Origin of the sequence: Halorussus sp. MSC15.2 (genome assembly GCF_010747475.1) — an archaeon.
Lineage (GTDB): Archaea > Halobacteriota > Halobacteria > Halobacteriales > Haladaptataceae > Halorussus.
Genome location: NZ_VSLZ01000002.1, coordinates 188956 through 214382, shown reverse-complemented (window position 1 = coordinate 214382; position 25427 = coordinate 188956). Strand labels below are relative to the sequence as shown.

Annotated in this window: 33 protein-coding genes; 17 read left to right on the top strand and 16 right to left on the bottom strand. The window is 62.6% G+C overall.

Going from position 1 to position 25427, the window contains the following annotated elements; genetic code table 11:
- Positions 1–120 precede the first annotated feature (120 nt).
- Both FXF75_RS08250 and FXF75_RS08245 read left to right on the top strand, forming a co-directional pair.
- Positions 121–777, top strand: coding sequence for a recombinase family protein (locus FXF75_RS08250; protein ID WP_163521414.1), 657 nt, complete (start codon positions 121–123; stop codon positions 775–777).
- A 63-nt stretch (positions 778–840) separates the two neighbouring features.
- The gene (locus tag FXF75_RS08245) at positions 841–1419 is read left to right on the top strand and encodes a hypothetical protein (RefSeq protein WP_163521413.1); all 579 of its coding nucleotides are present in this window, start codon (positions 841–843) and stop codon (positions 1417–1419) included.
- Positions 1420–1443: 24 nt separating this feature from the next.
- Here the strand turns inward: FXF75_RS08245 and FXF75_RS08240 are convergent, their stop codons facing one another.
- Positions 1444–1710, bottom strand: coding sequence for an ArsR family transcriptional regulator (locus FXF75_RS08240; RefSeq protein WP_163521964.1), 267 nt, complete (start codon positions 1708–1710; stop codon positions 1444–1446).
- A 407-nt stretch (positions 1711–2117) separates the two neighbouring features.
- Between FXF75_RS08240 and FXF75_RS08235 the strand changes: the two genes are divergently transcribed.
- From FXF75_RS08235 to FXF75_RS08200, 10 genes are all read left to right on the top strand, one after another.
- Positions 2118–2375 carry a hypothetical protein gene (locus tag FXF75_RS08235; RefSeq protein WP_163521412.1) on the top strand — a complete coding sequence of 86 codons (258 nt, stop codon included), beginning with the start codon at positions 2118–2120 and terminating at the stop codon, positions 2373–2375.
- Positions 2372–2710, top strand: coding sequence for a helix-turn-helix transcriptional regulator (locus tag FXF75_RS08230; protein ID WP_163521411.1), 339 nt, complete (start codon positions 2372–2374; stop codon positions 2708–2710). The genes FXF75_RS08235 and FXF75_RS08230 overlap by 4 nt, the downstream gene beginning before the upstream one ends.
- Positions 2707–2829, top strand: coding sequence for a hypothetical protein (locus tag FXF75_RS23065; protein WP_275897396.1), 123 nt, complete (start codon positions 2707–2709; stop codon positions 2827–2829). Before FXF75_RS08230 ends, FXF75_RS23065 begins: the two co-directional genes overlap by 4 nt.
- Positions 2826–2981 (top strand): hypothetical protein, encoded by a 156-nt coding sequence (locus FXF75_RS08225; RefSeq protein ID WP_163521410.1) that lies wholly within the window; start codon positions 2826–2828, stop codon positions 2979–2981. Before FXF75_RS23065 ends, FXF75_RS08225 begins: the two co-directional genes overlap by 4 nt.
- Positions 2978–3442, top strand: coding sequence for a J domain-containing protein (locus FXF75_RS08220; RefSeq protein WP_240334633.1), 465 nt, complete (start codon positions 2978–2980; stop codon positions 3440–3442). Before FXF75_RS08225 ends, FXF75_RS08220 begins: the two co-directional genes overlap by 4 nt.
- A complete protein-coding gene (locus FXF75_RS23305; protein ID WP_309221796.1) occupies positions 3417–3563 on the top strand; it encodes a J domain-containing protein in 147 nt (48 codons plus the stop codon). Before FXF75_RS08220 ends, FXF75_RS23305 begins: the two co-directional genes overlap by 26 nt.
- Entirely contained in the window at positions 3556–4593 is a 1038-nt protein-coding gene (locus FXF75_RS08215; protein ID WP_163521409.1) for a site-specific integrase, read from the top strand. Before FXF75_RS23305 ends, FXF75_RS08215 begins: the two co-directional genes overlap by 8 nt.
- A gap of 299 nt (positions 4594–4892) precedes the next feature.
- Positions 4893–5273, top strand: coding sequence for a hypothetical protein (locus FXF75_RS08210; RefSeq protein WP_163521408.1), 381 nt, complete (start codon positions 4893–4895; stop codon positions 5271–5273).
- A 188-nt stretch (positions 5274–5461) separates the two neighbouring features.
- Positions 5462–6052: a hypothetical protein gene (locus FXF75_RS08205; RefSeq protein WP_163521407.1), complete on the top strand. Its 591-nt coding sequence runs from the start codon at positions 5462–5464 to the stop codon at positions 6050–6052.
- A gap of 4 nt (positions 6053–6056) precedes the next feature.
- Positions 6057–6815, top strand: a complete 759-nt coding sequence (locus tag FXF75_RS08200; RefSeq protein ID WP_163521406.1) for a hypothetical protein — start codon at positions 6057–6059, stop codon at positions 6813–6815.
- Between the two features lie 227 nt (positions 6816–7042).
- On the opposite strand, the gene eif1A is transcribed toward FXF75_RS08200, so the two are convergent.
- From eif1A to FXF75_RS08185, 3 genes are all read right to left on the bottom strand, one after another.
- Positions 7043–7330, bottom strand: coding sequence for a translation initiation factor eIF-1A (gene eif1A, locus FXF75_RS08195; RefSeq protein WP_163521405.1), 288 nt, complete (start codon positions 7328–7330; stop codon positions 7043–7045).
- Positions 7331–7471: 141 nt separating this feature from the next.
- The gene (locus FXF75_RS08190) at positions 7472–7663 is read right to left on the bottom strand and encodes a hypothetical protein (protein ID WP_163521404.1); all 192 of its coding nucleotides are present in this window, start codon (positions 7661–7663) and stop codon (positions 7472–7474) included.
- A 104-nt stretch (positions 7664–7767) separates the two neighbouring features.
- Positions 7768–8097, bottom strand: coding sequence for a HalOD1 output domain-containing protein (locus FXF75_RS08185; protein WP_240334581.1), 330 nt, complete (start codon positions 8095–8097; stop codon positions 7768–7770).
- 230 nt (positions 8098–8327) lie between these two features.
- On the opposite strand from FXF75_RS08185, the gene FXF75_RS08180 reads away from it, so the two are divergent.
- Positions 8328–10136, top strand: a complete 1809-nt coding sequence (locus tag FXF75_RS08180; RefSeq protein ID WP_163521403.1) for an archaellin/type IV pilin N-terminal domain-containing protein — start codon at positions 8328–8330, stop codon at positions 10134–10136.
- Between the two features lie 81 nt (positions 10137–10217).
- Here the strand turns inward: FXF75_RS08180 and FXF75_RS08175 are convergent, their stop codons facing one another.
- Genes FXF75_RS08175 through FXF75_RS23465 form a run of 7 tightly spaced genes read right to left on the bottom strand, consistent with a single transcriptional unit; the run spans position 10218 to position 19765 of the window.
- The gene (locus FXF75_RS08175) at positions 10218–10991 is read right to left on the bottom strand and encodes a hypothetical protein (protein WP_163521402.1); all 774 of its coding nucleotides are present in this window, start codon (positions 10989–10991) and stop codon (positions 10218–10220) included.
- Complete coding sequence (locus tag FXF75_RS08170) at positions 10991–11512, bottom strand: hypothetical protein (RefSeq protein ID WP_163521401.1); 522 nt, start codon at positions 11510–11512, stop codon at positions 10991–10993. Before FXF75_RS08170 ends, FXF75_RS08175 begins: the two co-directional genes overlap by 1 nt.
- On the bottom strand, positions 11509–12507 hold the full coding sequence (locus tag FXF75_RS08165) for a hypothetical protein (protein WP_163521400.1): 999 nt from the start codon (positions 12505–12507) through the stop codon (positions 11509–11511). The genes FXF75_RS08170 and FXF75_RS08165 overlap by 4 nt, the downstream gene beginning before the upstream one ends.
- Positions 12495–13097, bottom strand: a complete 603-nt coding sequence (locus FXF75_RS08160) for a hypothetical protein (protein ID WP_163521399.1) — start codon at positions 13095–13097, stop codon at positions 12495–12497. Before FXF75_RS08160 ends, FXF75_RS08165 begins: the two co-directional genes overlap by 13 nt.
- A 1-nt stretch (position 13098) precedes the next feature.
- On the bottom strand, positions 13099–13641 hold the full coding sequence (locus FXF75_RS08155) for a hypothetical protein (RefSeq protein WP_163521398.1): 543 nt from the start codon (positions 13639–13641) through the stop codon (positions 13099–13101).
- 2 nt (positions 13642–13643) lie between these two features.
- Positions 13644–15665, bottom strand: a complete 2022-nt coding sequence (locus tag FXF75_RS08150) for a type II secretion system F family protein (RefSeq protein ID WP_163521397.1) — start codon at positions 15663–15665, stop codon at positions 13644–13646.
- On the bottom strand, positions 15662–19765 hold the full coding sequence (locus FXF75_RS23465; RefSeq protein WP_375335532.1) for an ATPase, T2SS/T4P/T4SS family: 4104 nt from the start codon (positions 19763–19765) through the stop codon (positions 15662–15664). Before FXF75_RS23465 ends, FXF75_RS08150 begins: the two co-directional genes overlap by 4 nt.
- A 357-nt stretch (positions 19766–20122) precedes the next feature.
- On the opposite strand from FXF75_RS23465, the gene FXF75_RS08140 reads away from it, so the two are divergent.
- The 4 genes from FXF75_RS08140 to FXF75_RS08125 all read left to right on the top strand — a co-directional run bounded on the left by FXF75_RS08140 (position 20123) and on the right by FXF75_RS08125 (position 21599).
- Positions 20123–20497 (top strand): hypothetical protein, encoded by a 375-nt coding sequence (locus FXF75_RS08140; RefSeq protein WP_163521396.1) that lies wholly within the window; start codon positions 20123–20125, stop codon positions 20495–20497.
- 93 nt (positions 20498–20590) lie between these two features.
- A complete protein-coding gene (locus tag FXF75_RS08135) occupies positions 20591–20842 on the top strand; it encodes a hypothetical protein (RefSeq protein WP_163521395.1) in 252 nt (83 codons plus the stop codon).
- Between the two features lies 1 nt (position 20843).
- A complete protein-coding gene (locus FXF75_RS08130; RefSeq protein ID WP_205427378.1) occupies positions 20844–21377 on the top strand; it encodes a hypothetical protein in 534 nt (177 codons plus the stop codon).
- A gap of 9 nt (positions 21378–21386) precedes the next feature.
- A complete protein-coding gene (locus FXF75_RS08125; RefSeq protein ID WP_163521394.1) occupies positions 21387–21599 on the top strand; it encodes a hypothetical protein in 213 nt (70 codons plus the stop codon).
- Between the two features lie 29 nt (positions 21600–21628).
- Here the strand turns inward: FXF75_RS08125 and FXF75_RS08120 are convergent, their stop codons facing one another.
- From FXF75_RS08120 to FXF75_RS08100, 5 genes are all read right to left on the bottom strand, one after another.
- A complete protein-coding gene (locus tag FXF75_RS08120; RefSeq protein ID WP_163521393.1) occupies positions 21629–21889 on the bottom strand; it encodes a hypothetical protein in 261 nt (86 codons plus the stop codon).
- A gap of 38 nt (positions 21890–21927) precedes the next feature.
- Positions 21928–22374, bottom strand: a complete 447-nt coding sequence (locus tag FXF75_RS08115; protein WP_163521392.1) for a hypothetical protein — start codon at positions 22372–22374, stop codon at positions 21928–21930.
- Positions 22367–22849, bottom strand: coding sequence for a hypothetical protein (locus tag FXF75_RS08110; RefSeq protein WP_163521391.1), 483 nt, complete (start codon positions 22847–22849; stop codon positions 22367–22369). The genes FXF75_RS08115 and FXF75_RS08110 overlap by 8 nt, the downstream gene beginning before the upstream one ends.
- A gap of 89 nt (positions 22850–22938) precedes the next feature.
- Positions 22939–24306 carry an ABC transporter ATP-binding protein gene (locus FXF75_RS08105; RefSeq protein ID WP_163521390.1) on the bottom strand — a complete coding sequence of 456 codons (1368 nt, stop codon included), beginning with the start codon at positions 24304–24306 and terminating at the stop codon, positions 22939–22941.
- The gene (locus FXF75_RS08100; protein WP_163521389.1) at positions 24282–25427 is read right to left on the bottom strand and encodes an ABC transporter ATP-binding protein; all 1146 of its coding nucleotides are present in this window, start codon (positions 25425–25427) and stop codon (positions 24282–24284) included. Before FXF75_RS08100 ends, FXF75_RS08105 begins: the two co-directional genes overlap by 25 nt.

Genomic DNA, 25427 nt, shown 5'->3' with positions numbered 1-25427 from the left:
TACTTCCACCCCTCTCTCAAGGATACATATTCATTCCGAAATATGAACGAGTACCAGCGTTCCCGTACAGCCTGTACGTTTCTTCCCGAGTTTAAGTGAAGTTGGTGGGTGTACGAGACCATGAGCGAAATCGCCTGCTACTGTCGCGTCTCCACCGACGACCAAAGCCTCGACCGGCAGCTGTCCTCAACCCGAGACTACGCCGAGCGCGAGTTCGGCGCAGACCTCGCCGACCTCGAAGTGTACCGCGACAAGAGTACCGGAACCAACACCGACCGCTCGGGCTACCAAGAGATGGTCGCCAACGCCAACGCGGGTGACCTCGACGCCGTGGTCGTCCACAGCGTCTCACGAGTCTGTCGGTCAATCTCCGACCTCGAACGCACGGCCTCTCGCCTCGAAGGCGCTGGGGTCGAACTTCACATCGTCACCGAGGGCCTGACGCTCCGGCCCGGCGACGACGACCCGTTCCAGCGGGCGCTGTTCCAACTTCTCGGAGTGTTTGCCGAACTAGAGGCGAACATGGCTCAACAGCGGACGAAGGAAGGAATCGCCGCTCGACAGGCCAAGGACGACTACCACCACGGCCCTGCTCCCCTCGGATTCGAGAAGGACGACGGACGACTCGTCGAGGCCGAGAACTACCACGACGTGGTCGCCGTTCTGGACATGGTCCGAAAAGATGAACTCTCCAAGCGGAAGGCCGCTAAACGGTTGGAAACCTCGCGGGCGACCATCAATCGGTCGCTGGACCGTGCGGAACTCTACGGCCTTTGAGAAGGAGACGAGTCCCAGTTTCCCACCGCTGGTCTTATTATCGCGCTGTCAGACACGGAGACTATGAACCGACGAAGCTTCCTCGCCGCGACTGGGGTGACTCTCACAACTGCTACCGCTGGCTGTACCTCTTCCTCGTCGGATGAACCGACGACCACGCCCGACGGCCCAGTCCACTCCACCGCGGTCAGCGAGGACAACATCGAGGTCTCGGTCGGTCAGTGGGGCCGGAAGAACGAGGTCCGCTACTACGACTCCGACGCCGATCAAACCAAGCTGTTGGACGCCGAGAATGGCGCGTTCTACGATGTGAATCTCACTGTCAACAATCTCGGAGAACGGTCAAAATCGGTTCCCAGCCTTACCAACTTCAACTTGTGGGTCGCTGGAGAGGCTTTCCCTCTCCTAACCGAACTACCGGACAACGTATCGTGGGAAAAGCTACGGAACCGAGATGATAAGCGCGTCCTCAACGAGCCATTCGTCGCTACTGACCGGGTGAAAGGCGGAGAAAGCGCGTTTCCGAACGTCAGCTACGACGCATCTGCGAAGAACCCAGCGTATATCAAGTGGACTCCGAGCGGAAAGGTCGAAGGCGAGGACGCGGTGTTCCTCGAACTCGGTCAGCGAATCACGGGGTAGCGCCGGAGAGACCAACCATTCCGATTACTCGTCCTCTAACTCCTCGGCGTCGAGGTCGCCCGCGAGGTAGGCACGGCCGCGGTCCGTAATCCGATAATAGCCACGCTTTCCTTCTACTTTCTCCAGTAACCCATGGTCGGCCAATTCAGGCATTCGACGCTTTACAGTCGGATGCGATACTCCTTCGATGTTGAAGGAGACAACCGCTGGCGGCATAGAAATGTCCTGCTCCTCGAAAAATTCGAGGATAGCAGGGTCTGACTTAGTCATCCACGTCACCAGCGGGCGCATTACCCCGCTCTTGATGCTCAATTCTCATAATTGCATGTCACCCGTCCACTGTTAATACCTGTTGGTGTGTCTGTGATACTAACCAGTATCAAGATTTATTACGCATTACTCTAAAGGGAGAAATCACGGAGACAATCGCGGACCCGTCGCTCGCCGATGAGTCCATCGCTCGAAAACGAAGCGGACCCCGCTGTTAGTGGCAGCGGGTCCGCGTGAGCCTCCGTAAGCACGGTACGGAAGCCATGTACGCAAACACGACGCGGGGATTTGAAACCACCGCACGGCGGCTCGAATTGGTACCGAAATTAACAAATTCAAACAATATTGCCGGAGTGACTGATACAGTTTCACTTTCACTCCGGATAAGGATTCGCCTTTTTACAAGACCGTTCGTCACTCCGGCATACATGTCGGAGGAAATTCGTCTCGAAGACGAGACAGACCGTTGGAAGTGGGTGTGCCCGAACGGTCACCGCAGTTGGGAGCCGACGAACAATCACTTCTGGTGCGTGTCGTGCGCTCGCCACAGGGACATTGAGGGCGAGTTCGACCAGCTTCGGAACAGGGCGACGGGCGAGGTCTTCGAGCGCGACCAACTCGAACTCGTGACCCCTGCCGGACCGTATCAGGACCTCCGCAGCGACCACCGGGAGGGTTCGGCGTGAGTTCCACGAGCGCCGGGGTCCAATTCGCGGACCTCCACGCCTTCGAGCGCGACCTGCTGTACGCGGTCCGCGCGCTCGAACGTGACGGCGACGCCCCCAAGGGTCTCGCCGTCAAGGACCACCTCGAAGCCGAGTACGACGAGGAAATCAACCACTCACGGCTCTACCAGAACCTCGACGGTCTCGTCGCGCACAACCTCCTGACGAAGGGCAAGAAGGACGACCGGACCAACGAGTACGCCACCACCGACGAAGCGCGCGCCCTCTTAGAGGCACGGACGGAGCGCCGCGCCGAGCAGGTTGGCCTCTCGACCAACGGAGGTGAGACTGCGTGAGCGAGATGACCGAGTGGGAGTGCGGCGACTGCGGCGATAGCTTCGAGACACCCGGTGAGCCGGAACTGGTCTGTCTGAAGTGCGGAGCCGACGACTGGCGGGAGGTCGATGCTGAATGAGCGTCGAGGATGTAACAAGCAACGCCCGTAGCGATACCTGCAACCATGAGAACGTCCGGCGCTTCGGTCGCCCGGACGCCGTGGGTAACCCCGTTATCGAACGTCAGTGTACCGACTGCGGCGCGTACCTCGACATGGAGGCCGAAGAATGAGCAGCCTCGACTGGCCGACTGGCTTCGACCGAACCAACCCCACCAACCGAGAACGAAACAACCGATTTGAGGCATCACTTCACGACTCCATCGACGACCTCGAATCGGAACTCGAACGACTCGACGTGGACGACTGGCGACTCTCGACCGACGCACGCCACCAGAAGCAGAACCCGAAGTACCCCTACGCGAATGCCAGCCCCGACGACCCGAGCGCGGTCGTCCGCTGGACGATGGACGGCGACCAGTTCGCGGTCGCCTGCGACGCCTATTCCCGACTCCGCGACAACATCCGGAGTCTCTACCTCTACCTTCGGGAGAAACGGAAGATGGAGCAGCGCCCGGTCGTCACGGGCGAGTCCGAGTTCGCCAACGCGAGACTTCCCTCGGGCGACGACTCCGGCGCAGTCGTCGCAGAGGAACCCCCCCCACCGGATTCTCGGCGTCGAGCGCGGTGCTGACGCCGACGAGGTCCGGGAGGCGTTCCGGCAGCGAGTCCAGAGGGTCCACCCGGACCACGGCGGGAGCGAGGCCGCGTTCCGCCGGGTGAACGACGCCAAGGAGGCGATGCTCGATGAGTGAGAACCTCGAACCGCTTCCACCGGCGGAAGCGGTGAACCTCTACCTCGACCACCGCGAACCCGAACTGTCCGAGAAATCGATAGAGAACCAGCGATACCGACTGAACTCGTTCATCGATTTCTGTCAGGAGGAGGAGATCGAGAACCTGAACTCGTTGACCGGCCGTGACCTGCATCGGTACCGCGTCTGGCGACGGAACGGCGAGGGCGACGGATACGGTGACGACGGCGTCTCGAAGACGACGCTCCGGAGCAACCTCGCCACGCTCCGCGTCTTCTTGGAGTTCGCCGCGGGTATCGACGCGGTCGAGCAGGGAATGCGCGAGCGCGTTCTCCTCCCGGAACTCGACCCCGAGGAGGAAGCGAAGGAGGAACAGTTACCAGAGGACCGGGCAGAGAGAATCCTCGATCACTTAAATCGGTTCCACTACGCGAGCCGCGATCACGTCATCATCGCGTTGCTGTGGCACACTGGTATCCGACTCGGTAGCCTCCGCGCGTTCGACGTGGGGGACTTCGATTCGAAGGCACCGTGTCTCGAACTCCGCCACCGTCCCGAAGAGGGCACACCCCTCAAGAACGGGAAAGCCGCGAAGCGGACGATAGCGGTCGGCGAACACTACGCGGAGGTCCTTCAGGACTATCTCGCTCACAATCGCCACGACGTGACCGACGAGTACGGGCGCGAGCCGCTTCTCACGAGCGCACAGGGTCGACTCACGGCGACTCCGATTCGTCGGACGGTTTACGAGTGGACGCTACCCTGCGTGGTAGCGGACTGCCCACACGGTGAGGACCCGGCTACGTGTCGGTACAAGACTGACCGCGACCACGCGAGTGGGTGCCCTTCGTCGCGGTCGCCGCACGGGATTCGTCGCGGAGCGATTACGAAGCATCTCCGCGACGGGACTCCGGAGGAGATCGTCACCGACCGGATGAACGTCTCTGGTGACGTCCTCGACCAGCATTACGACCAGCGAACCGAGCGTGAGAAGATGGAACTCCGGCGTGAATTCATCCAAGACGCATGATTTCGAGCAGTTCACCCTTACCGACCAGTGATAGACAGAATCGAACCCGGCTGTGCGCAATCCCTCGAAAGGTCATTACCCGACGAGTCCACTTCTGAGTGAGGTCACGAACGGAGAAATGGCGAGCAGTAGCCATGACATAACGCCTAACCGACCTTTTCGCCAACCCTACCTTAAACGATGGCAAGCTCACTAAATCCCATACTATGTAATGTCGCGCACCCTAAATTTTTATACCATAGTTAAGAATTTGACATACGAAGGATATTTTGGCAATCGGTAGTAAGATTAATTAAATTATGGATAGAGCAAGACGGTGCGTTTTGAGGGGGCTTTTAACCGTAACAACGACTGTAGTTGCTGGTTGTTCATCCTATTTAAACAACCCAGTCAGTGAAATATCTATTACCAACGTCACCGAGCAAGAAACCAAGGTTTCTATCCAGATATATTCCCTTCCAGAGCGAACCACAGTAATTGATGAAGGATTTGTACTCGAACCTCATACCAGTAAAGAATACGCCAGTCCGTTTGCAAAGGATGGTAAAAAAAGAATAGAAATCTGGATAGATGAGAACCGGAACGCTTCCTATGAATGGGAAGCATCTGATTCAGATAGTACTGGTTTAGCCGTCACAGTTTACGAGAACAGAATTAGCATCAATGAAATAAGTCCGTAGCATTTAATGGATATATTAATTATATTATACTGGGATAAAAAGGAATAAATACATGGAGTATATTTTAGATATTGCATGGTTAATTACAACCTGCAAACGTCAAGAGGAGACCCAATAGCGGCAAACAATCGGCTACCATTTATCAGTACCCAAACACCAGCAGTGACGACAATGAATGTGAAAACGCGATGCAAAGCGCATTAGAAAGCGCGTGCGATGAACTGTACAACAACACTGCCATTGACTACTACGAAATCGCTATCACGTACGACCATCCCAGTCTGGGAAATGATAGTGATAGCACGACCGGTTGTAACGGATACGGAATGCTCGACAGATTTAACGACTACCTCAACCCGAAAAATCCTCCGGTTGGTTCCCACCTCCTCGTAACGGATTATATTCAAAACGGATGCGCAAATAAGGGCAACAACGGTTCGACTGTACTAAATGGAAACTGGCAACCGGCCGTCGTAGGTACTGAGTTCCCAAAAGAGGTATGGAAAAACGGGGGAATTCATGAAGTTCTTCACAACTGCTTGGATAAGTCAGTGATAGAAGACTACGATAGCACCTATATCGACGAGTCACATCACGATCTCGGAAAAGTCTACTGTGGAGGTCTTGCTAATAATACATCACCAATGTCAACAGGATATGAAAACGATGCTGCCGACAGAGGACATTGCAGTGACGGGTGTGTGTTCGAACAGGCATACACTACCAACTTGACTAGTTGCACAGTCGAATCAATCGACCAAATAGCAAACCAGTACTAAAACCATGAGCGAGAAAAACTCTCAGGGAATAAATCGTCGAAGCATACTCAAGTCGGCTAGCGCAGTTGCAGGGCTAGGTGTGACTGGAAACGTCACTGCTATCTCATCCCACGGTTCAACCCTCTTTAGCGAACTCGGGATACAGCACGACGTCTCACTGCCGACAGGAGAGGAGTACCAATATCCATTCTTTCACGCAGATGAGTTCGGCCGCACATATTTCATTAACGACCAGCAATCTAAAGTCTTCATAAACGAGACGTATTCACCCAAGAAAGTCCAAGCGGCTAAGCAAAATAACGCTGTAGTAGCAGGTTCACGGCTTGTTCCTTTACCAACGAAGCGTAACCCGTGTCAGGGAGAGACACCAATCACTGAACTCCGAGAGGATTACCGGCCGAAAGAGTTTCTTAGTGTTAAGGAGGGATATAGAGAACCTCAGCCAACAGTTGCAGAACAGGGACAGGCCGTCACCATTGAAGTCGATAGCGAACGAACGCTGGTTCACCCCGGGGACCAAGAAATACTGACACTACCCAAACAAGAAGTCCGCATCGAAGTATACAAAACCGTCGAGAAGAACCCCGGGGAAATTACAATCACTGGCGGTGAAGAATGGCAAGAATCATGGCGGAAACCGAAGCAAAGAGAATACACTACAAAAACGGTTTCTATTACGCCGAAGGTACACGTTCGTAACCACGGACAACTTGAGGTTGTCGGAGTTAAGTCGAAAGCTCCTCATCATAAGCCAAGAGGGTGATTTCCGGAGGTTCCAGAAGTGCGTCACGTCGCGCACTCGACAAAAGCACGGGGTTCATGAGGACGATGCAGTTCTCGTTCACGCCCTCTTGGTGAGGCCTCCGTTTACGCCTTCTCGGTGGACCCGAACCGTCCCGAAAGTAGCAGCGCCGCGGCGCTGGGGACTGAACATCGAGCGATAGCACTCAACACCACTGCGCTCAGAAGAACAGAACCGAAACCAGCGTTTTAGACGTTGATGTGACCTTCGCGTCGGAGTTGGTCCTGCGCGGACCCGTCGTACCGCCACTCGATGTCGGCCTTCTCGTCCTGCCAGTCCCACGGTTCGCACAGCACGATGTCGTCGCGTCGAATCCAGATTCGCTTTCGCATCCGGCCCGGAATCCGACCCATGCGCTCGACACCGTCGTTACAGCGGAGGCGTACGCGGTTCTTGCCGAGCATCTCGGTCACGATAGCGAACTGCTCCGTGTCGTCGGGCATGCGGAGGTTCCGTCGCCCAGAATCTTCACTCACAACTGTTATACGTCGTGAGTCCTTTTAAAGTGTTTCATCGTGCGGCGAATTGGCTAGTTGCCTCCGAATCGTGTCGCCGTACCGTCGAGCGTCGCCGGTCTGGCGACGTTCGGTTCGGCACTCGGCCATCGACTTCGAGGTTCAGAAGTCCGCTTTCGATAGCCACTCGCGAGCGACCGCCACGAACCACGCCATCCACACCGCGAACGCGACCAGCCACGCGCCGTACTGGACCAACGGATGGCGCACGAGTAGATAGGCGACACCGAGAACCGCCGCGACGACCGCCAGCGCGGCGAGGTTCCGATACGACGGACCGAGGAGTTCCCGCATCTCGCGGAGGTACGCGGGCCGAACACATGACTGTTGGTCGTCGCTCGGCGATGGAAATCGACGATACGAATCAGCGTCGTGAGTCGGCGGCGGGCGTCGGTCGGCTACCCCTGTACCACGACTCGGCCGCTCGAATGCACCGTGACCTCGTACACGTCGTAGGGGAACGATACCGAGACGTCGTCGCGCAGGTCGCCGTACCGTCGCGTGTGGAAGAGCATCTGGAGCGCGTCGCAGTCCACCACGGAACTTAGCGGTGTCATCCGGGCGGGGTCGCGGTCGAGTACCTCCGCGAGCGCGAGTGCGAGACCGGTACACACCTCCCCACCGAGCATCTGGTCGCTGATGTCGAAGACGTACGTAGAGGTGAAATCGCCGTCCTCGGACGCGGATTGAATCTCCACCGGGTCGATGTTGTTTCTCGACATGCTCATTCGGTTGCTACACCCTATCAGAGTGGGTCGTACAAAGGCTTTCCGATGATATCGGGATTCCGGCGCGAGCGGTCGAACGTGCCGGTGTGCGGGGACTTCTCGGGGGAGACACGCCGTGACGCGGAGACGCCCCGAAGTCTGCCAGCGCCAGCCGTCCCGTCAGTTCGCTAGTGAATTTTTCCCGAGGGGTGGCGGGTTAGTTTATAAGGCCGTGGTTCGATGAGGTCGGTATGACCGGCCGGTGGAGTTCGAGCGACGGCGCAGTTGGGGGACGCCAATCGCCGACGGATTCGGCGTCAGGAACGGCGAGGAGGGCACGCGGCCAGTCGGAAGTGTTGGGCGTCGTTCTCCTGCTCGCCATCACCATCACGGGCACGGGCCTCATCGTCGCGTTCGGGTCGTCGGCGCTGTCGGACTCCAAGCAGTCTTCGGAGATAGACAGCGCCGAACACGCCATGACGCAACTCGACTCGAAGGCGAGTTTGGTCGGTATCGGCCCGTCGCCCGCCCAGAGCGTCTCGCTGGGGGTCGATAGCGCCACGGTGGAGAATCGGACCGGATGGATGCGAGTTCGGGTCGTCAATCGAACCGACGGGACGACCGAACACGTCGTGATGAACCAGACCCTCGGCGCGATATCCTACCGAAACGGTGACACGAGCATCGCGTATCAGGGTGGCGGCGTCTGGAAGCGAACCGCCAACGGGAGTACGATGGTGTCGCCGCCGGAGTTCCACTACCGCGGCACCACGCTCACGCTACCGCTCGTCGCCATCAACGGGAGCAAGACGCTCGACGGCCGCGTTCGGATGACCAGCGGCGGCGACCCCGAGTCGAAGTTTCCGAAACGCAGCGACCCCGATTTCCGGAACCCGCTCACGAACGGCGAGGTGAACGTCACGGTACGGAGCGACTACTACCAAGCATGGGGCCGGTTCTTCGAGCAGCGAACCGGCGGGTCGGTCACGTACTACCACCCAGAGAACCGCGTCACCATCTCGCTGGTCGTCCCCACGCGGACGCGGAACGTCACGAACGCGCTGGCCGGGACGACGCCCGACCAGATGACCATCCAAGGCGCTGGCGGGTCGTCGTTCACCGACAGCTACAACTCCTCGGACGGCACGGGATACTCGGGTAGAGGTGCCTCCGACAACGGGACCATCGTCACCAAGGGGAGCGTGGAACTGACCGGCGGTGCCGAAATCTACGGCGACCTGCGTACCGGCGGGGGGACCGTCGACTTCGGCGGTGGCGTCACCGTCCACGGCAACCTCTCGTACGGCGGGACGGTCAACTGCAACGGCGGTTCGCCGGGCAGCGACTGTAGTTCAGTCGAGGGGTGGCAGGCCAACAACGGTACCGCCCCCGACATCAGTCCCATCGGCGACATGGTGCAGGGAAAGGTGGCGACCTACAGCGACCCCTCGAACAACCAGAACGGCGGCGTGACGGCAATCAACGAGAGCACGGACACGTGGAACGACTCCGAATCGACGCTGACGCTCCCCTCGGGGGCGTACTATATCTCCAACGACGACCTCGATTCGAGTCAGACGCTCAGGTTCGACAACACCGGCGGGGACATCACGCTCGTCGTGGACGACGACATCGTCTGGAACGACGTGAACGTCGAGGTGGCCGACCCCGACGGCGGGATGGTGAAACTCTACACCAGCGGGTCGAAGTTCCACCTCAAGGACTCGACCGTCGGGGACACCGCCACTCACTACTCGCCGTCGCTGCGAGTCTACGCCGGGCCGGGTCTCGACGTGAGACTCGAAACGCACACCCAGTTCGTCGGTCTCATCTACGCGCCGGGTACCGACACCAACTCGGGGTCGATTACGGTCAAAAGTCAGGCCGAACTCTACGGCGGCATCGTCGGCGGCGGCAACACGCTCCTGAAGTCGGGCGGGTCGATTCACTTCGACCAAGCGCTCAAGTCGGTGGACCCCGTCATCGGCGCGTCCGAGAACGTTCCGCGACTGACCTACCTCCACATCAGCGTCGCCCGCGTGAACGTCACCAGCGTCTGAGAACGACCGGCCGAGAAGACTTCCGGCAACGAACTTCGGGAATCCGTCGCTATTTTACTCCCGACCGAAACACGGACCCCCTCAGCCCGAAATCGAGAACTCGACCACCGAGTCGGACACGAGCAGGCCGTCGGTGTAGAACTGGTAAGTCACCTCGCCGTCGGCGGCGTCTGCCGCGGCCGGGTTCGAGTCGGGGGGCGTCATCCCCATCGACTCGAAGTACCGCCCCCACGCCGCCGCCCGCGGCGACTCGACCGTGACGTTGACCCGGACCTCGTCCGCGGCGTCGGACCCCGTGTCCAACTGGCCGCCGACGCCGACCGACTGGCGGTAGGCGACGAGTAAGACCGTAGAACTCCCGCCCACGCCGCCCGAGTCGGACCTGGGGTAGGTGACGACTAGCGGGACGACCGACCGCCGCTCGTCCACGACCAGACCGGGTTCGGTCCGCATCGCGGCGTTCCCGTCGTCCACTCGGAAGGTCGCACCCATCGAGTACACCACCTCTCCGGACGGAGCGTCGTAGACCAGCGGTCGGGCGGTCCGCCCGACGGTCAGGTTGGCGTCGCTGTCGGTGTCGTTGGCCTGCACTTCGACGCGCACCGGGTCGCCGAACCCGAGCGTCGCGCCCGACAGTTTGAGTTCGGTCGCCCTGCTGGGCGCGCCCTCGTGGGTCACGTCGGCGACGTTGTCGGCCAGCACGTCGAACGCCCGGACCGTGTTGGTGAGTTGCTCGTCCTCGCGGGCGTCCTCCAGTCCGCCGATGCCGGTGGTGTAGACCACGCCGATGGAGGCGGTCACGAGCGCGAAGACGAACACGAAGCCGATGGTCTCGCTGACCCCGCGGCGGTCCATCACGCGCTGGACACCTCCAGTCGGTCCGGCGAGCCACCGGTGTTCAACTCGATTCGGAGGTCGCCGCCACGAACCGTGGTCGATTCGACCGCGGTGGCGTTACGGAACCCGACCCTGACCGTCACCTCCGGATGGTCAGACCGGAGGAGTATCGTAGAACCGGACGCAGTCGCGTCGATTTCCACCTCGTAGCGCGCCCCGGCGACCCGTTCGGGGAGGGTCACGGAGACGGCGACCGTCTCGTCGCCCCGCCCGACTTCGGCGAGTCTGTCGGCCGCCATCAGGTCCGTGGCGACGCGCTCGCCGAGGACCGACAGTTCCGTCCGCGCGGCCGACTCCCGCCGGTCGTCCACCATCCCGCCGGTGGCGGTCAGGACGCCCCCGATGAGCAGCGTCGCCACCACGAGGTTGAGCGCGTAGTTGACGGTGACCGAGACCCCGCGGTCGTCCGCGCGGAGTCTCCGACGTATGCCGCCGCGGTCCTCGTCCTGTCCCCCGCGTCGCGGACGCGGTCGGGTCACGCTGGCTCACCCCGCGCGACCCGGACGGTCGTGTGGAACGAGAGGTCCGACGTCTCGAAGTGGACGTCGAACTCGGCGTCGTAGACCGCGGGGACCGCCCGCGGCGACTCCTCGGCGTCCGGCCCGGCGAAGTTCCCCGAGCGCACGTCGCCGTCGGAGGGTGGTTTGGCGACCGTCACGCCGTAGGTCCCGGTGGCCTCGGTTCCGTTCTCGAACGCGAGGTCGTAGGGCGCGGAGACGCCCGTCGCCCAGTCGAGGGCGGGACACCGCGTCCCGTTGACGGTTCCCGCCGTGAGGTCCACCGTCGCTTCCGGACCGGACGTCGAGCAGACCCGGTGAGGCGAGGACTCGCTGGCGTTCTGGACCGCGACCGCCACCGCCGACCCGTCGTCGTAGAGGTGGACCCGCCACTCGTCCGAGGCGGTGCGCGTCCGCACCGCGAACGCCGTCGAGACGCTCGTACTCAGGTTCTCGCGGGAGACCGTCACCGTGACGTGGCGCACGCCCGGCCCGCCTCCCTCGCCGACGTTCTCGGCCAGCGTCCAGTCGTCCGACCCGCCGTCGCTCGTGAGGGTCCGCGAGGCGTTGGTCTGGTAGAGCAGAGTCCCGTCGGTGAACGAGACCGAGTCGGTCTCGACCCGCGCGACGGTGGCTCGCTCGGCCCGATATCCGGCGGTCAAGTCGTCGAACCGGCCGATAGCCGCGGTGACGTTCCGCTCTACCTTCGCTCGGGAGTCGTAGCCCTCCCGGTTCTCGGCGTCCACGACGCCGCCGACGCCGCTCACGACCTCCTGTCGGTAGGAGACGGCCCCGCTGTCGTCTATTCCGGCCCCGCGCGTGGCGAGGTTCTGCGTGTAGATGACGGTGTTCAACAACAGGACCAGCGCGACCAGCATCACCGCGATGGCGAGGCCGGTCACGAGTATCAACTGGCCGCGCTCGCGGCGGCCGTCGTCGTCGCTCTCTCGGTTCGGTTTCGGTCTTACATCTGCCATACGACGATTCGCACCTCCATGACGTTGTACAGCGACGCGTTCGGCGCGGCGTCCGGCGCGTAGAAGTTCGCCGACGAGACGTTCCCGTCGCCCGGCCCGGCCAGCGGGGACCCGTCGTACACCGCGACCGTCCGGGTCGCGGTCGCGGCGTTGTCGCTGGGCGACCCCATGTACACCATCGTCTGTCGCCGGGTCGCGTTCCCGGCGGTCCGATACCTGACGTAGACGTTGTACGCGATGCGCCGCCCGGACGTCGAGAAGTTGCCGAACGTCTGGTTCAACGCCGCTCCGAGGGCGTTGGGCGGGCCGCCGTTCGCGTAGAACCCCCGACTGGTCGCGCCGACGAACTTGCCGTTCCCGGGGTCCCAGAACGTCACGGCCGGTCGGAGCGTCCCGTTCTCGGCCGCGGTCGCCAGCAGGTCTCCGGCCGCGCTCTGGTGTTGGTTCTCGATGTGCTGGTTCGACGTGCTGGCGGTGAGCGGCGTCACCGCGGTCGTCTGGAGCGCGAACAGCACGCCCGAGACGACCAGCAGGGCGGCGGTGAACGCCTCCAGCGTGTGGACCTGTCCGCGGGGCGCGTCGTCGCTCACGCTACCACACCCTCACGTAGAGGTCGCTCTGTTCGCCGCCGAGCAGTACCACCCGGCGAGAGACGACCACGCTCTCGGACTCGGGCGGGGTCGGTCCGGCGTCGAGCGAGACCGACGTCCCGCCCGGACTGACCGACCGCACGGTGCCGTTCTCCTCGACGGTGACGTTGACCGCCACCGCCGGGCCGACTCCGAGCGCGGCGCTAAGGTCCGCGGCGTCGGTGGTGAACTGGCACCCGGCCACGCCACCCGCGCCGTCGCCCGCGGCGTCGAAGAACTCGGCGGTACACGCCGAGTCGAAGACCGACGGCGAGGACGGGTCGGCGAGCAACTGCTCGGCCAGCAGCGTCGCGGTCCGGTCGGCCGCCAGCACGTCGCCCTCGCCGCTGGCGGTGAACGGGTCGAAGACGCCGGGGAGGAACGCGACGACGAACACGACCGTCAGCAGGAAGACGCTCATCCCGACGACGAAATCGACGCTGGTCTGGCCTCGCGTACCGCCGCGGGCGGCGTTCTCGTTCGGGGTGTCGGTTCGTGCGTGCATGGTTAGATGAACGAGAAGGTGACGAGCGCGACGGTCGGCAGTATCACCGCGAACTTCACGCCCGACAGCAGCGATGCGTCCCGGATGTAGCCCGCGATGAACCCCGAGAGGATGGCCTGCAGGGTCACGGCGTGGAAGAACAACATCGAGAGGAGCGTGGTGTCCACGCCGCCGCCGAACTGGCTCGCACCCGCCCCGCCCGACGAGGAGGCCTGTCCGGCGAGTCCGGCCATCACGTCGAGGAACTTGACCTTCAGAATGGCCATCACCGCGAGCAGCGTCAGGTAGGTCATGATGATGATGACGACCTGCATCCGCGAGCGGGACTTGCGCTCGCGGTCGATGTCGTCCTGATTCTCGCTGGCCTGCGCCGCGGTCGAGAGGACGTCCGTAATCTGGCTGGAGGCCTCCTGTGCCTTCGAGACCAGTTTGACCGTCCGGGCGAGGCGCGGGATGTGATACCGGTTGTTGAACTCGATGAGCGCGGCCTTCAGGCTCATCCCGTACTCGACCTTGGCGTGAATCACGTCGAACTCGTCGGCGAGCTTCCCGGTCGAGGTGTCGGCGACGGTCCGGATGGATTCGAGCAGGGTCAGGCCGGTGTCGTTGGCCGACGACAGCTTTCGCAGGTTGTCCGAGAGTTTGCTGATGACCGCCTGTCGCGACCGGACGTTCCACGTGTGGAATATCGCCAGCGGCAGGAAGTTGACGTACACCGGGACGTAGACGTAGATGAACGTTCCCCAGATGGGGTTGGCGACCATCTCCTTGAAACTGCGCGGAGCCGCGCCGGTCCAGACCGCGTTCCCGACGAGCACCAGCGAGGCGGGGAACGTCAGTCCGAGGATGAACAGGGGGTGGTCCCGGAAGAAGACGTGCGGTCGCTTCAGCAGGGCCACGGTCTCGAAGGTCCCCTCGCGGCTCTTGATGCGGTCGAAGACCGAGAAATCGCCCACGTACTTCTCGACGAGGCCGAGGTGCAGCAGGCCCGCGCCGGTCGTGGCTTCGAGTCGGTCGCCGCCGTCGGCGGGGTTGAGGTAGCCGTCGCCGGGGTCGTCCTGCTTGACGGTCGAGACCAGCACGAGGAACCCGACGCCGGTCAGCGGAATCAGCCCGTAGACCGTCGCGTACAGCATCGACTCCTTGGCCTGCCCGAGCATCGACATGATGACGAGGATGATGATGAGCAGCAGGGGGAACAGCGAGAGGGTCATGTACATCTCGCCGAACAGTTCGAGGGTCTCCAGCGTCATCTCCTGTTGCTGCTTGGCGGTCCGCATGTGCTTGTCCTTCTTGTCGTCGAGGAAGTCGCTCATGTCCCCGCCGGAGTTGACGATGGAGAGCATGTCGGTCAGAAACTGGCCGAGTTCGTCGCTGGGCGTCTCCAGCGACCGCTTGCGAATCGCGGTCCGGTAGTCGGTGTCGAAGTACTCGGTCTCCTGCACGATGGATTGGAACTCGCGGGCCACCTCGCCGTAGGTGTCGTCGGCCATCGCCATCGCCTCCAGAATTTCGAGTTGGTTGAGACCCCCGATGGAGAGGGCGTACATGAACGAGATGGCGTCGGGCAGCAGCATGTTTATCTCGCGTTCGCGCTCGCTGGCCCGCATGTAGGGAATCCCGACGACGAACCCGAACCCGATGCCGAAGCCGATAGCGCCGAAGACCAGTCCGCTGACCGCGACCAGCGACGGAATCTTGAACGTCTTGATTATCCACGCCACCGTCTGGTTGGGGACCGGCACGCCGATGAGGATGCCCACCTCCACGACGCCGGTCACGAACAGCACGTAACCGACGAACGTTCCGAGCAACCAGAGGACGACGCCCGCGAGGACGCCGATTGCCAGCCCTCGCGAGAGGTAGAGTTCCACGGTGTCGGGCATCCGGGCCTCGGCGAGTTTCGTCTCCACGTCGTCCACGAAGTCGCCGTCCTCGTCGAACAGGTAGTCGAAGAGGGGGTAGAACGCGTCGGCCAGCGCGTCGGCCGACCGGCCTGAACTGCCCGGGTTCCCGTGACTCATCGCTCGTCCTCCTCGTCGTCGGCGTCGAAGGCCGCCTCGAAGTCGCCGAACGAACCGTCCTCGCCCGACTCGTCTTCGTCGTCCCGGTCTGCTGGGAGTCCGTTCGGCCACTCGTCGTCCCCCTCGCTGCTCTCGGCCGCGTCCTCGTCGTAGACCTCGGGGAAGCTTCCCAGTTCCCCGGCGTCGTTGACGTTCCGGACGCTGTCCTCCGGGCCGACCGACTCCGTGTCCTGAAACGGGCCGCCCCGGCCCGAGTCACCGCCGAGAATGTCCCCGAACGGGTTGTCCGACTCGGGGTCGGATTCGGCGTCGGGGTCCACCTCGACTTCGGCGGGCGCGTCGGTGGGTTCGGCGGACTCCGCGAGCGCGACCGCGAGACCCTCCACGTCGGCGTCCGCGCCGCGGTAGTCGTCGAGGAGTCGGTCCTCGGCCTCCGCGAGGATGCCCTTGGCGAGTTCGTAGGTCTCCTCGCCGGGGTCGGGTCGGGGCACCATCTCCTCCTTCTTGGGGTCCACGTCGATTTGGACGCTCTCCATCTCCCGGAGGTCTTCGAGGCTCTCCTCGAGCTGCTCGTTGGCCACGAGCGTCAGGATGGTGTCGGGGTCGTTGATGAACGCCTGCACCGTGGCGGCGACCTGCGTGTACTCGTTGAGACCGTTCTTGATGAGGTACGCGAGGATGACCCGGCGCTTGAGGATTTCGCGCTCCAGTCTGTCGTGGTCCCACCCGCGGTCGAACATGATGTCCTCCATGGTGTTCGACCCCGACAGGCGCATGAACTCGTCGTCCTCGGCGCGCCACTGGAAGATGTCCTGAACGTTTATCTCGTCGTTCTCGGCGTTGTACTCGTTGATTTCGGTGAGCGACTTGTTCCGGCGCACCTTGCTCCCCTGCACGCGGGTCTGGGTCTGGATGGAGACCAAGTCCAGCGCGGTGAACAGCGTCTTCGAGACGTTGATGGGTTCGGTCGTGAACCGCTTCAGCACCTCGCCCACGGTGTCGGCGTGGAAGGTGGTGTAGGTCGTGTGCCCCGTGGACATGACCTGAAAGAGCGTCCGACCCTCCTCGCCCCGAATCTCGCCCATCACGATGTAGTCGGGGCGCTGGCGGAGCGCGGCCTCCAGCAGGTCGAACTCGTCCACGTCGCCCTTGTCGTCGTCGGAGAACGACGGCCGGGTGACGCTGGCAATCCAGTTGCGCTGGGGCAGTTCGACCTCGCGGGTGTCCTCGATGGAGACGATTTTGGAGTTGCTCGGGATGAACAGCGACACCGCGTTGAGGCTGGTGGTCTTCCCGGACGCGGTGCCCCCGGCGAAGATGAGCGACTTGTGGTTCTCGATGGCGAGCCACATGAACGCCATCTCCTCCAGCGAGAACGTGTTCCAGTTCACGAGGTCCACCGGCGTGAACGGCACGTCCTTGAACTGCCGGATGGTGTAATTTGTCCCGTGGTCCGAAACCTCCCTTCCCAGGGTCAACTGGGCGCGCGACCCGTCGGGCAGGGTGGCGTCCACCTGCGGTTGGCGCTTGGAGATGCCCTTGCCCGAGCGCTGGGCCATCTTGACCACGAAGTCGTCGAGTTCGTCCTCGCCGTGGTAGACGTTGGAGATGACCTGCTCGTGGTCGGTGTGGTAGACGAACACCGGCGAGTTGTAGCCGTCCACCGAGATGTCCTCGACGTTGATGTCGTGCTTGATGCCGTCGATGCGCTCGTAGCCCACGAAGTCCCGCCGGAGGTAGTAGAGCAACTTCTCGGCCTGATACTCCGAAAGGGTCTCGTCGTCCTCCTCGATGAGGACCGGTTCCGGCCGGACCGAGATACCGTCGAGACCGCCGGAGTCGTCGGGTTCGAGGTCCTCGATTTTGGTCTCCACCGCGGTCCGAACCTGCTCGCGCAGGGTCCCCTCGGCCTCGAAGTCGAGGTCGAGGTACTCGTCGAGGCGGATTCGGGGTTCGTCGTCGGAGTCTGCCGTCTCGGGCAGGTCGCTCTCGCCCGCGTCGTTGGGAGTCGCGGGTAAGTCGGTCTCATCGTCGCCGTCTCCGGACGTCCCTGTCGAGTCGGGAGACGCCGGTTCCTCGGTCGTCTCGACCGGGGTTCCGGTCTCAGCGTCCGGGTCGTCGCTGACCGCGCCGCCGTCAGACGCAACGCCCGACGAGGGTCGCGAACTGTCGGTTCGCTCACCGCCGTCGGCCGCGACCTCGTCGGTTGCGGCGTCGGCGTCCGGCGACGGTTCGGCGTCGTCCGTGGAATCGTCGTCCGCCCCGGGAGCGTCGGCATCTGCATCGCCGACGTCTTCGTCCGAGTCTCCCTCGGCGGTTCCGGGCGTCGCGTCGGTATCGCCGTCCCGTCGTTCGAGCGCCTCTCGAATCGGGTCGAAGGCGGCGTCGGTCTCGGTCCGAATCCGGTCCACGTACGCCGAGACGGCGTCTCTGGTCTCGTCGTAGCGGTCGAGCAGTTCACGGAACTGTCGGGCGCGCTCGCCGTCGTTCTCGGCGTAGAGGTCGTAGCGGGCGAGCAGTTGGAGCGCCTCGCGCTCGATGACCTCCCCGCGTTCTTCTTCCTCCGCGTCGACGACGACGTCGTCGCTGGAGTACTTGATGGACGACCGGAGCTTCTGGGTCAGGAACTCCTGCAGGTCGTCCTCGATGGGCGTGCAGTACGGCTCCACCATGTAGTACTTGGTCTCGTTCTCCTTCTCGGAGTGGAAGATGACGACGAACGAGTAGGGTTTGTTGACCCAGTAGCGGTCCACCTCCCTGAAGTGCTGTTTCTTCGGGAGCGCGACCTCCTTTTCCAAATCGTAGCGGTTCACCAGCGTGGTGTGGCCCTCAACCGTCGAGAAGAAGGCGTCCTCGTCGAGTTCCTCGGGCACGTCGAGGGTGCGCTCGTCCTCGATTTTCCGGAGTTTCCGGGCGTCGTGTGCGCCCTCGGCGAGGAGTTCTTCGAGGTCCTCTTCGGGGAAGCCCAGCCACTCCTCCTTCTCGAAGCGGTCGATGTCGCCCTCCTCGTCTCGCGGGCGCTCGGGGGCGGTGACGCTGGTGTCCTCGTAGTAGTACTCGTACTTGAAGTGCTCCCAGTAGTACTCGCCCTTCGTGACGGGCGTGGTCGCCGGGTCGAGCCACTCCTCGAAACTCGCGCTCAGGTCGGTGACGGCGAGACCGCCCTCGAAGACGCTGGCCGGGAAGTCGTCGTGACCGAGCCACTCGCCCCGGTCGAAGGGGACGACCTCGCCCGACTCGTCCCGGGGGAGCGCCATCCCGTTCTCGGCGTCGTCGTAGTAGTACTCGTACCGGAAGTGTTCCCAGAGGTACTCGCCGAGCGCGACCGGCGTCTCGTCCGGGTCGAGGAAGTCCTCGAAGTAGGCGCTGAGACCCGCGGCGGTCCCGGCGGCGTCTTCGACGCGCGAGTCGGTCTCGTCGGCCTCGTAGCCGAGATACTCCGCGGCGTCGAAGGGGCGCGGCTTCCCGCGCCAGTTGGTCGGGGGACTCCCGTCCTCGTAGAAGTACTCCTCCTTGAACGCCTCCCAGTCATACTCGCCGACCGTGACGTCCGCGCTGGCTAACTCCTCGTCGCTGATGTCGAGTGCGTCCGGCCCGTCTTCCGACGAGTCCGCGTCGGCGTCGGATTCGCCCTCTGTATCGTCCACCAGTTCGCTCTCGGCGCTGTCTAGCGTTTCGTTCTCGGTGTCGTCCACCGATTCGTCCTCGGTGTCGTCTTCGGATTCACCTTCGATACTGTCCGTCGATTCGTCCCCGAAGTCCACCGGTTCGGTGTCCTCGTCGGATTCGGCGTCGGCTTCGTTTCCTGACTCGACGTCACTTCCGGACTCCGCGTCGTCTCCGTCACCGGTTACCGTCTGGTCGGCGGCGGCGCCCGACCCCACGTCATCCGCCGCGCCCTCCGAATCGGTCGCTTCCGTATCGGAGTTCCGGGTGTCGGATTCTCCCGCCTCGGCCGCCTCCGAGACGTCGTCCGTCGGCCGCGCGTTCGACCCGTCTCGTGTCGGCGCGTCGGCGTCGTGACCGCCGGACGAACTCTCCTCGGCCTGCCGTCGTTTTTCGTCTGGGGCGTCGTCCCCAGCGTCTCGTTCGTCGCTCATTGGCTATTCCCCTCGCCTAATGACGCAAAAAACCTCGTAACAGAGAAGAGATACGTCCTCATACTTTACTTTACATGGTCAATGGAGGCATAATGAAAATTGTGGCCGACAGGACGGCGAATTGACACCCTGCCCCGGGGTTCGTGCCGGATTTCCTGACACGACCGCGGCACGCCCAGAGTACAAATAATTTTGACAGGTGGCGTTATAGTCGGGGGATATGATTTGTTATCGTGACAATACGTCGAAAAGTGGCGACCAACCGAATTCGGCCGTCAGTCGCGTCCCCGACTCGGCGTATCATCGCTTCGACGTGAAATCGGAAGGCGTAAATCGTGCCACTAGCAACCACCGTGCGTGCTTTCAGTACGGTTCTTGGCGATGCTGAGTACGTTCCTGCTCGTGGTCGGGGCGCTCCTCGTGGGAGAGGCCCTCCACGGCGGGGTGGTGACCGGAGAGTACGCAGTCACTTCGCCGTGGGTCGTCCTTCGGGTCGTCCTCGGCGGACTCTTCATCGTCCTCGGCTACCGCTTCCGGACCCCGACCGAGGAGTACGTCGCCATGCCGTCCGACGAACCCGACCGGTCCGGCGGGACGCCCGACGAATCGACCGACCCGGACCGGACCGGGGAGTTCGACCCCGAGATGTCGCCGCTGGGCGGTGACGGTCTCGAACACGTCGAGTCGGACGCGCGGAAGAGCGACGAACCCTCGGACGACGTCCGCAACTGAGTCGGGCGGGTCGCGGGGAACCGGCAGACGTCGGCGAACCGCGTCACGTTGAAAGTGCGGAACTTTTAACCTTGGCGAATAATACCACAAACCATGGCGATACGCGAACAAGTACCCAAACCCCTCCGCGGTCCGGCGGGTTTTGCGTCGTTAGCAGTCATGCTGCTCGGCATCGTCGTCGGATACATCCTCACCATGGTGGGCATCACGCTGTACCTCGGTCTCGACCCCATTCAGCAGGGGGCCGTCAGCAGCGTCGAGGCTATCGGCGTGACCGCCGTCGGCATCGGCGCGTTCGTGGCGGGCTATCTCGGATGGCGCGGCTTCAACTATTTCGCTTACTAACATGCCGATAGACGTTCGCACTCACCCCGACGCGCCCGACCTCGAACAGTTACAGAATCTGGTGCTCGAACCGATTCCGCAGGACGAGATTCGTCGCCGCCGCGAGGACGGCCAAGTCCTCGTCGAAGACGTGATAAACGACCGCGACGACCTCGACGTTCGGGCACCGCTGACCGACGAACCCGGCGAGGTCGCCGAAGGTGACGTCGGCACGGCGCTCTATCGACTCGTCCAGTTGTTCGGCACGCCGCCGTTTCCCGAGTACATGGCTGGCGAGGACATCAGCGACCGTTACGAGACGACGTACAAGTACCTCTTCCGCGTGGAGGTCCGAGACGACGCGGAGGAACTCCCGGACGAGTGGCTCCTGACGATTCGAGACTGGGAACTCGAAGTCGGCGTCGGCGTCTGCGAGTGGCGCGACGAGGAGGAGGCGTTCACCGCCGACTCGACCGTCGCGCTCACGTCGATGGCGCTCGCACAGAACGTCACGAACGAACCCGTCAACTGCGACTACAAAGACGTCTGGTACTGAGCAGTCGATATGGACGACCCGAAGGAGACGATATTCGTCTGGTTGACCGACGAGGGTAACAGGACTATCCTCCTCTTCGCGCTGGCGGTCGGACTCGGGCTCGCCAGTTTGGCCTTCTTCTTCGACGGAACGTCGGGGTCGCCGACGCGGACCGAGTTCTCCCTCCTCGTCGCCGCGATGGTCGTGGTGTTCTACATGACCCTACGGACCAACACCTACTGAGACCGGCCACCAGCGTCCACAGTCGTCGATTATCGACCCGTCAGCCAGTGCATCAGGGAGAAGGCGACGGCGAGCGAGGCGATGAGCAGTCCGGCGAACGCGGGGACGATGGAACCGTACCCGTAGAGTCCGGCCCAGTGTCCGGCGTAGGCCGCCACGATGAACCCCGGGACCGACAGGACCAGAAACAGCGACGAGAGGTAACTGGCGAGGGTGGGGTCGTCGTTGTGGCTCGCGAACGTCCCCCGTTCGCGCACCGACTTCTCGGGATTCGGGGTGTCCTTCGACACGAGTTCACGTTGCGCGCGCCGGCCCAAAAACGCCTCGGTTAGCCTTCGAGATAGCCGCCGACGAGCGCCGTCGCAAAGTACGCCCCGTAGAACGTCACCAGATACGTGAAGAGTGCACCGGCTATCGCCTGACCCAGCATCTTCGGGAGGAGGACGTCCCGCGCGAGCGGGGGATACGGCAGCAGCCAGAGTGGCGCAATCCACATCGCAACGTGGAAGGCGAGTCCGACGAGGAACGATCCCAACGCCAGCGTGATGCTCTCGGTGAGGTCTCTCGCGAGGAGATGGTTGTACGCGCCGCCGAGCACGATGACGACGTACGCCCACGTCTGGGAGACTCCCAGCGGCATGAGCGTGTGCTTGACCGACATGAACGCTCCCATCCCGGCAACCGACCCGATGAACAGGGTGAACGCGAGGAGACGGAGGTTCGTACGGACGCCGTCGAGGTCGAACCCGGACGTCGTACGCGTGCGCTCAGCCATCGACTTCGTCCTCCGTCACGTCGATTCTGACGTCCACGTCCTGAATGGTCCCTTCGAGTTGGCCGACGATGCGGAGCCGTCCGGATTCGATGGCGGCCGCGGCTTCCTCGCCGGAGCCGTCCTCTATGTCGATACGGGCGGTAACGGTCCCGGTTTCGCCCGCACCGATGGTTCCCCCGTCGAGTTCGACCCCGGGGGTCGTCAGCGTCCGGTTACCGACCTTCCCGTACAATCGACCGTACGACGCGGTGAACGCGCTTCCGGTCGGGTTGTGGACTCGAATCTCGACGACGAGTTGGCTCCCGTCGTCCGAGGTGGCGACGTCGGTCGCCGTCGCGTCGATGCTGACCTTGTTCATCACTGCGACGTGGGCGGAGAACGTCGGTACGAACAGCATCGTCGCCACGAGCGCCACCAGCAGAAACGACCCCACTGCGACGGGTTTCTGCGGACTGAAGGGAATGCGGCCTGTCATATACTGTCAAAGACGGGTTGCCGTAACAACATAAACGTTGTCCGATAGCTTCGACCGATTCGTCAGGACGAGAGAAAGGTGAGCGTGCGTCAGTCGTCGGCGTTCGACCGCGCTCTCCTCGTCTCTTGGTGCTCACCCTCGTAGAGGTGGCACGCGGTTATCTGGTCGCCCGCCGTCCGCAGGTCGGGGTGCTCCCGTGCACAGATAGTCTCGAACTCGCCGTCGAGTATCTCCCGGGCCGCGTCGTAGTCGCCGTCCACGACTCGTCTGGCGGTCTCCCGCAAGGTCTGCTCGGCGTCCTGCGGGATGTCGAGTCGCTGCCACTCGATAGTGGTTCCCCTCTCGCCCTCGGATTTGTGTTCCTCGGGGAGTTCGAGCGCGAGTCCGTGTTCGAGCAACTCGTCTGCGGCCCGGTCCGGCGGTGTCCCCGGACCGATTCCGACATCTTCCGGGTCGAGTTGCTCGGTGACCACTTGTCGTTTGAACTTGAACACGCGGCGGAAGGCGGGTTGGTCGCCGGTCCAGTTCTCCGGCGGGATTATCTCCGAACAACGGGGATGGAACCGGCACCCCGACGGCGGGTTCCGCGGATTCGGAACCTCGCCCGTGACGTTGGCGCGGTGGCGCTTGGACTCGGGGTCCACTTCTGGCACCGCGTCGAACAGCGCCTCTGTGTAGGGGTGTTTCGGGTCCATCACCACGTCGTCGGTCGGCCCCTGCTCGATGAGGTCGCCCAGGTACATGATGGCAGTCCGGTCGCACATGTACCGGATGAGCGAGAGGTCGTGGCTGATGAAGACGTAGGTCAGGCCGTACTCGTCCTGCAACTCCTTCATCAGGTTCAGGACGCCCGCCCGGATGGACACGTCGAGCATCGAGACGGGTTCGTCACAGACGACGAAGTCCGGATTGACCACCAGCGCCCGCGCGATGGCGACTCGCTGGAGTTCGCCGCCGGAGAGTTCCTTCGGGAACTCGTTGAGGTACGCCTCGGCGGGCGACAGGCCCACCTCGTTCAGCACCTCGATGACGCGGTCGCGGCGCTCGTTGTACCCGTCGTGCATGTCGTTGATTCGGAGCGGTTCCACGACCGACTGGAACACCGTCATCCGGGGGTTGAGGCTCTCGAAGGGGTCCTGAAATATCATCTGGACCCGCTTGCGGAACTCCTTCTCCTCCTCGTTGGACATGTCGGTGATGTCGTTGCCGTCGAACCGGATGCTTCCCGAGGTGGGTTCGTGGAGTTGCACGAGCAGTTTGCCGAGCGTGGTCTTCCCGCACCCGGACTCGCCCGCGATGCCCATAATGTCGCCTTCGTTGATAGTGAACGACACGTCGTCCACTGCCTTCACGGGGTTCGGCTCTTTGCCCATCAGGCGGTCCATGACCCCCTGAGACATGTCGAACCACTTCGAGACGTTCTCGACTTCTATCAGTGGGTCTTCGTTTCGGTCCATGTTTCCTCCTTGGCTGCGTCTTCGCGCATCTGTTCGAGGTCGTCGACCCGGTAACACGCCGAACGGTGGGCGTGGCGGTCGCTCGCTTCGGTCCGCGTCCCCATCTCGGCGGCCTCCACGTCGTACATCGGCGGATGCGACGTGTGGCACTCGTCTACGACGAACGGACATCGGTCCGCGAACCGACAGCCGTCACTGGGGTCGAGCAGGGTCGGCGGCGACCCCGGAATCGAGACCAACTGCTGTTGTTCCTGTTTGACCGTCGGGAACGAGTTCTTCAGTCCGAGCGTGTACGGGTTCGCGGACGACTCCAGCACGTCCTCTTTCGGCCCGCTCTCCATCATCTTACCGCCGTACATCACCCCGAGTTTGTCACAAATTTCGGCCATCACGCTGATGTCGTGGCTGATGACGAGGATGGACACGTCGAACTCGTCCTGTAGCTCCTCTATCTCCTCGAGGATGCGGTCCTGAATGATGACGTCGAGCGCGGTGGTCGGTTCGTCGGCGATGAGCATGTCGGGGTTGCATGCCATCGCCATGGCGATAACCGCACGCTGCTTCATCCCGCCGGAGTACTCGTGGGCGTAGTCGTCCGCCCGATTGGGTTCGATACCGACCCGTTCCAGCAGGTCGCGTGCGCGCTCGTCGGCCTCCGCCTTCGTCGTGTCCGGTTCGTGGCGGAGGATGGCCTCGATTATCTGGTCACCCACCTTGTAGACCGGATTCAGCGCGTTCATCGCGCTCTGGGGGATGAGCGCGATGTCGCGCCACCGCACGTCGCGGATGTCTTGGTCGTCGAGTTCGGTGAGGTCGGTCTTCCCGTCTTCGCGGACGGGATACTGGTCGTCATCGATTATCTCCCGACGCGGTTCGCCGTTCTGGTCCTCCCACCTCGGGAGCGTCCCGTCGAACCACACTTCGCCTCGCTCCACGTACCCGTTGGCGTCGAGGAGGTGGACGAGCGATTTGCCGAGCGTCGTCTTTCCGCATCCCGACTCGCCGACGAGACCGAACGTTTCGCCGTGTTCGACGCTGAAGCTCACGCCGTCCACGGCGTGAACCTGCGATTCTCCGGCGTCGTACCGCACCGAAAGGTCGTTGACTTCGAGTAGTGACAT